We start from the raw sequence: 6,452 nt of genomic DNA, 5'->3' as shown, positions 1-6,452 counted from the left end.
TGCAACAGATATATTCTGTCTTTCTCAATGAGAGCTGGAAATGTATCGCCAGTAGCTGCCAGCAGAGACCATACTTCCAGGATGGCATAGGCCTTGGTATATTCAAGTGCGAAACCTAACCCTTCCAGAGAATCTGCTCTGCGAATATGTTCACATATTGCATTTTCACATACTCGTGTCAAGGCTTCATAGCTGAGCGAAAAATCATATTTTTTATCCATCTTAAGCTATCTCCACCCAAATGCAGATATCTGGTTACACATTGTAATGCGAAACATTATCAATAATAACCCGATTATAACATAATCTTTCGTTTTGTAATGCCGGCACTACACAACATTATACTCTGTTTTTTTTAAAAAAAAGAGTACCTTTGTTTTGATGCACACCTTAGGGGGCGATCGCCCAGCAAAAAATCAATATTCGTTCTATAATAGCGAGTAGAAAACCGCATTACATGCATTGCTTAAAAGTCGCGCAATAAATCTGGAGCCTTCACAAGGCTATTAATAACGCATGAATTATCTCTGTAAATCATAACCAGTATCTATCCGAACCATGTCACATTATTTGATTCATACCCGTGATGAGTAAGGCAAGAATAGGTATACTGGAATAGTATGTTCAGTGCCAGCTAATCGGTCAGTGAAGTTGGCGAAAATATAGCTTTATATCTTTACAATTTGAGGGGAGATCTGCATGGTTAGTCGTAAGCTGGAACGTTTGATTAGCCCTGGAAAGTGGATACATAATCTATCAGTCCTCTCTTTATCGATTCTTTCAGCTGGTATATTTTTTTTGTATTATCTGAGAGCGTAGCTTACCTGATTTTTCGGGATAAAATTAAAGACTATACTTCCGATGTGCTTGTTCGCTCTGAATCGCTCCTAGTTCAGACTGAATCTGTCAAGACTGCTGCAAAGTCACATGTGAATATAGGAGACAGTCCATGTACTAATGAAAATATCCTACATCTTCGGGTTGTAGTATGGCCCTATCCGTTGATTAAAGATGTTGGCTACATCATAAAAGGAGAATTAGCCTGTAGTGCTCTGTGGGGGAGTTTACGTCCCACCTTAAGTCTGGAACATTTTGATAAAAAATGGCCTTCGCGGGAAGGAGTGTGGCTTTTTGGTATTAAGCTTATGGATGATATATCCGTCAATGGATATATTTCTGAAGGTATTATGGTGACCCTATCACCATTTGTCTTCAGACGATTCGAAACTGATATGTATTCAAAAAACTTTAGCGCTGTTGTCGGAAATAGTAAGCATGACAGGCATTACTTCAATATAGGACCTGATGCTCCTCTTCTTGATCGGCATGATAGCGTTCCACTAAGGTTTAGAGTGTTTAGGGCATGTAGCCTACATTATGATCTCTGTGTTGCAGGAGGTGGGTATTTTACGGGGATATTTTCAGAGCACTGGAGCATACAAATGTTATTAGTAACAGTGTCACTACTTTCCGGTATAATGATTTATATTATCATTATGAACAGAGCAGAACTCAATAGTTCACTATCTGCAAGGTTTGTAAAGGCTTTGAAAAATGAAGCCCTGTCGCTGGTCTATCAACCTATTTACAGAATTGAAGACGGACAGATCTGCGGATTTGAGGCCTTGCTCAGATGGAAAGATGAAAGACTCGGGAATATTAGTCCTGATGTATTTATACCGCTTTCTGAAAGGGAAGGATTGCAGGAGGATGTGACTTTATTCGTCATTGACCATGCTATCCGAGAATTTATCCATACTGCTATTCAGAATGAAATATTTTTGAGCGTAAACATTAATCCAAGCGATCTTGACTCAGAAAAATTCAGGGATAAACTACTAGGATTAATTTCTGAATATAATATCCCATATAAAACAATCCTTCTTGAAATTACGGAGCGTCAAGGAGGGGATTTTGAAGGTATGAAAATTCACATTGATAAATATAAAAATCATGGTGTCAGGTTTGCCATCGATGACTTTGGGACAGGATATTCTAATCTTAATCTGGTAGCTGCGCTTGATGTAGATGAAATAAAAATAGACAAATCTCTAACTAGTGCTATTGGTACTGAATCTTTACGATATGATCTTCTTCCCGGACTGCATGAGATGTTCCGCTCCATTGCAGATAAGATTGTGTTTGAGGGTGTAGAGACTCAGGAGCAGGTGAACTATCTGAAGACGTTCTGGCCACAGAGTTATGCTCAGGGCTGGTATTACTCCAGAGCGCTTCCGCTGGAAGAAGCGAGAAAACTTACCATCCGGGAATTGAACTGACCGGCACTTTCAGCGCAAACACTCAGCAATTGCTTGCCGATCAGCTGGTAGAAATTGAAGGGCAGTGTAATCACCTTGATGTAGCCCCCTCAGTTTGAAGCGGCCTACCGCGACCTGCTTTCCATCCGTACAGAAGATGATCTGACCCGGATTTTGCTGCGTAATGCACAGTACCTCCGCATGCGAACCAGCCAGGTTCTGCCACGGGGACAGCAGTTCTACGGCGGGACTGCGCTGTATTTTGCCCTGTTCTGCGATGTCGCCGGTCGTGATGAACAGACGATTGAAGCCTTCTGGGCCAGTATCGCGCGTTTCTGGGGAGCCTGGTATCGTCGGCAGGATTATTATCAGCAGATCAACCAGCTGCGCGGAGTCATGGGCAAGGCGCCGGCGAATGGTCTCAGCGAGGCGCATGCGGTGGGCGTTTACAGCCGGGTCGCAGTGTTTCAGGATGAAAGCGGCCAGAAAGGACACAGTCAGGTGCTGCTGACCCTTCGCACAGAGAATACGCAGGCGCTGCCGGCAGGCGAGTTCGATCAGTTTGAGTTGCCGTTCTGTAATGGTCACATTCTGGTGCCTGATCCGGGCTATGGCGCCCCCGTTGTTTTTCTCAACAATGTACTCGGCCTGGGGTTCTGCTTCCGGGAAGGAACCTGCTCCATGCACTGCTACACTGTGGAGGACGCCCGGCTCGGGGCTACCCAGACACTGACGGAAGTGGCGGAAGCGCTCGTCAGTAATGTTGATGCTCCCCTGCGGGCCTACGCTGCAACCATCCCGGTAAATCAGAGGTAGTTTCTGTAAAGGCCACGACCGTGTGGTCTTTCACTGCATGTGCAGCAACTGGATACCGGGGCTGGCTGTGAATTTTCTTGACGGCTGAGGCGTTTGAGACACTGGTCCGGGAATTCACCACGAAATGTGAAGAGGGTTTTTTGGACGGGGCCCTGACCGGACTTCGCTGTCTGTACGGAGAGCGCTGAATGATTTGTTAAGTGAATTTGTGCAGTATACATTCTGTACATGTACGCGAATCTGATTAAGCCATCATCAGCTACCCTTGACTTCCGGACTATTACCTGCGTAGCCACGACGGCTGAGCTGATGGTAATGTACCGTGACCAGAACCCCGCCCAGCAACAGTAAAATGGCGGCAGTTTCCTGCAGATCCGGAATGCGCTGTGAATAGATAAAACCATATAGCAGCGCGAAAAGGGTTTCAAAAACCACCATCTGCCCTGTCAGTGATACCGGAAGACGCCGGGAACAGAGATTCCACGCCAGATATCCCAGCCATGAGGAGACCACGGCTAACATCATGTTCGTTATCCAAAAGAGCGTTTGAGTGTGTTCCGGTAACGACAAGTCAACTGCAGAAAACCTGAATATACTGGCGATGAGCCACAGCAGTACCGAAATACATCCCGTACACAGGCCTATCAGGAGCGACCACTGGTTGCTGTTGTAAGGGAGGTTTTTCAGACAGCGGGAGTTCTCGACAGCGTAACGGCTCCAGCACAGTAATGCAGCGAAGGCACAAAGCATCCCCAGCATCTGCCGTTTTCCTTCTGTAACTTGGTGCGAGGATGTTTGTAGCGCATGCAGATTAATCAGCACCACTCCGGCAATGATAGCCGCCATCGGCAGCAATAATTGCCTGAAGGGCGGCGCATGCTGGTCCCTGCGACCAAGCACCGGAACCATCACCGGAATTAAACCTATCACTAACGATGTCGCGGCAATACCTACCTGCTTTACGGCCACCGCGACGAGCAGAAAATAGAGGACATTGCTCATCAGCGAAAGACGGATCAGCGTCAGCAGATCGCGATGATGCCAGACGCGGGCAATGTTGCGCCATTGAGGTATAAGTAATATTGCCGCCAGTATTCCATAGGTAGCAAAGCGACCGCAGGTTAACAGCAGTGGTGAGATCTCGGGTAGCAGTACCGGTGGCAGGAAGATGAATCCCCAGCATGCGCCAGCCAGGGCGCCAAATATAATCCCCTGCTTCATGCTGACTCCTGAAATGCCGTTTCAGGTAATCTCGTCCCCGACTGACGCTCACTCCACGACGACAAAAAATACTGCAGCCGCGGGCTTTTCGGCCGATGGAACAGTTGCGCCGGCGGTCCCTGCTCTTCAATGCAGCCATCGGCAAGAAACAGCACACGATCGGAGACTTTTGCGGCAAACCCCATCTCATGGGTCACAATCATCATGGTCATACCATCATCGGCAAGATTTCGGATGACCTTTAGCACCTCCCCGACCAGCTCCGGATCAAGCGCTGAAGTCGGTTCATCGAACAACATAATGGCGGGTTTCATGGTCAATGCCCGGGCGATGGCAACGCGCTGCTGCTGACCACCGGATAGCATCGCGGGCCAGCTATCGGCTTTGTCTGCCAGACCAACCCGCGCCAGCTGCTTTTTCGCTTCGGCGTAGGCTGCTTCACGGGAGACCTTTTTAACCCGTCGCAACGGCGTGGCTACGTTATCGAGTACCGTCATATGCGGCCACAGATTAAACTGCTGAAAGACCATACAGACGTCGCGTAACGCCTTACGGTTTTCCTTGTCGCTTAAACGCCGGCGTTTTTCGCCGCTGAGTGGTTCATAGCCGACGCACTCGCCATTCACCACAATGCTGCCGGAGCTGTAATCCTCCAAAAAGTTAATGCAGCGTAACAGCGTGGATTTACCCGACCCTGAGCCGCCAATCACGCAAATGACTTCTCCGGGAGTAATGCTGACATTGATGCCACGTAAAACATGGTTTTCGCCATAATATTTATTGAGGCTGTTAATCTCAATAGCATAATCACGCATACTATTAACCTCGGCTTAATTGAGAATAAGAATAATGACGCTCTATTTTATTACCCAAACGGGAGATACCAATCGCGATTCCCCAATAGACAATGGCCATTAAGGAGTAGATTTCAACCATCGCATAGGTCTGGTTGGCAATGGCCATGGCGGTATTGGTGAGTTCACCAACCGTAATAATCGACAGCACCGACGACTCTTTTACCAGAATAACGCTCTGACCAATCAGTGGCTGGATAATTCTCGCGAACATTTGCGGCCAGACAATGAAAGTAAATATTTGCCACGGACTTAAACCAAGGTCTGCCGCCGCTTCGCTTTGTCCGCCAGAGACAGCATTGCGACCTGCACGGAATATTTCCGAAAAATAAGCGGAACCATAACAGCCCAGGCACAGTACTCCGACCTGTTGGGCCTCGAGGTTAATACCAATATAGGGCCCACCATAAAAGACTAAAAATAGCTGTACCAGTAACGGCGTGCCGCGAAAAACATTAATCCATGTATGGTATATCACATTAAGTAGCGCTGGTTTTTGTCTTTCGAGGAGAAAAAAACACAGACCGATCGCCAGCCCCAGCAGGATACCGCCGAGGCTCATTTTTAGGGTCATTAAAATACCGGCGGCGATGGCATCTTTATAGGTAAAAAGTATCTCAACATTCATTTTGCTAATACCCTTTTAGCCGAAGATGAGCGGTTTTTCTCTAACCTGACGCCAGCGATACTCAGCCCCCATGAGGTCAGGAAATAAAGGAGCCCACATGCCGTATAAAACTCCAGCGGCCGATAGGTGGTTGAGGCCAACGTTTGCGTCACTCTCATCAACTCATGGACCGCCACCACCGAGACCAGTGCCGAATTTTTGATAATATCAATGGTTTCATTAATCAATGCCGGCATCATGGTACGCAACACCTGCGGCATCTGAATATAAAACAGGGTTTGCGCCGCTGAAAAGCCAAAATCTCGTGCTGCCTCCAGCTGGCCTTTGGGTAACATGTTAAAACCGGCCCGAAGAATCTCCCCCTGAAAGGCCGCGGTATTTAATGAGAGGGCAACAACCGCCGCCAGCAATGGCGAAAGCGTGATCCCCACGGCCGGCAAAGCATAAAATATTAATATCAACTGGACCAGTAACGGCGTGCCACGGTAAAAACTGACATAGATTTTGCAAAAACAGCGCACGAGACGCTGCTGAGAATTTAACCCCAGACAAATTAACCAACCGAGGATCAATCCTGTGACAATTGCGCTCAGTGATACAGCCAGAGTACTGAGCACGCCGATTAATAGCTGAGGGAAATAGGGAAACACCACCGAAATATCAAACATATTGCCC

General features: G+C 47.4%; 7 protein-coding genes and 2 pseudogenes. 4 read left to right on the top strand and 5 right to left on the bottom strand.

The window, feature by feature from the left end; genetic code table 11:
• On the bottom strand, window positions 1-221 hold a 221-nt coding region (locus AC6CWS_RS25010), incomplete at its 3' end, for a hypothetical protein (RefSeq protein ID WP_251903496.1).
• 642 nt (window positions 222-863) lie between these two features.
• On the opposite strand from AC6CWS_RS25010, the pseudogene AC6CWS_RS25005 reads away from it, so the two are divergent.
• The 4 genes and pseudogenes from AC6CWS_RS25005 to AC6CWS_RS24990 all read left to right on the top strand — a co-directional run.
• Window positions 864-1,376, top strand: a pseudogene (locus AC6CWS_RS25005) (CSS-motif domain-containing protein); the annotation flags it as partial.
• 66 nt (window positions 1,377-1,442) lie between these two features.
• Window positions 1,443-2,279 (top strand): EAL domain-containing protein, encoded by an 837-nt coding sequence (locus AC6CWS_RS25000; RefSeq protein WP_032409249.1) that lies wholly within the window; start codon window positions 1,443-1,445, stop codon window positions 2,277-2,279.
• Between the two features lie 180 nt (window positions 2,280-2,459).
• A complete protein-coding gene (locus tag AC6CWS_RS24995; protein WP_023316428.1) occupies window positions 2,460-3,074 on the top strand; it encodes a hypothetical protein in 615 nt (204 codons plus the stop codon).
• A gap of 71 nt (window positions 3,075-3,145) precedes the next feature.
• Window positions 3,146-3,262, top strand: a pseudogene (locus AC6CWS_RS24990) (transcriptional regulator); the annotation flags it as partial.
• Between the two features lie 67 nt (window positions 3,263-3,329).
• Here AC6CWS_RS24990 and AC6CWS_RS24985 read toward each other — a convergent pair.
• The 4 genes from AC6CWS_RS24985 to AC6CWS_RS24970 are packed head-to-tail and all read right to left on the bottom strand — an operon-like array spanning window position 3,330 to window position 6,445.
• Entirely contained in the window at window positions 3,330-4,295 is a 966-nt protein-coding gene (locus AC6CWS_RS24985) for a DMT family transporter (protein ID WP_004118146.1), read from the bottom strand.
• Window positions 4,292-5,110, bottom strand: coding sequence for an amino acid ABC transporter ATP-binding protein (locus AC6CWS_RS24980; RefSeq protein ID WP_004206594.1), 819 nt, complete (start codon window positions 5,108-5,110; stop codon window positions 4,292-4,294). Before AC6CWS_RS24980 ends, AC6CWS_RS24985 begins: the two co-directional genes overlap by 4 nt.
• A gap of 4 nt (window positions 5,111-5,114) precedes the next feature.
• The gene (locus AC6CWS_RS24975; RefSeq protein WP_004206593.1) at window positions 5,115-5,777 is read right to left on the bottom strand and encodes an amino acid ABC transporter permease; all 663 of its coding nucleotides are present in this window, start codon (window positions 5,775-5,777) and stop codon (window positions 5,115-5,117) included.
• The gene (locus tag AC6CWS_RS24970) at window positions 5,774-6,445 is read right to left on the bottom strand and encodes an amino acid ABC transporter permease (protein ID WP_020325003.1); all 672 of its coding nucleotides are present in this window, start codon (window positions 6,443-6,445) and stop codon (window positions 5,774-5,776) included. The genes AC6CWS_RS24975 and AC6CWS_RS24970 overlap by 4 nt, the downstream gene beginning before the upstream one ends.
• Window positions 6,446-6,452: the final 7 nt, after the last annotated feature.

The sequence above is a fragment of the Klebsiella sp. M041 genome (assembly GCF_059759695.1).
Note: the sequence above shows the minus strand (reverse complement) of the source record. Positions and strands in the feature narration are given on the sequence as shown.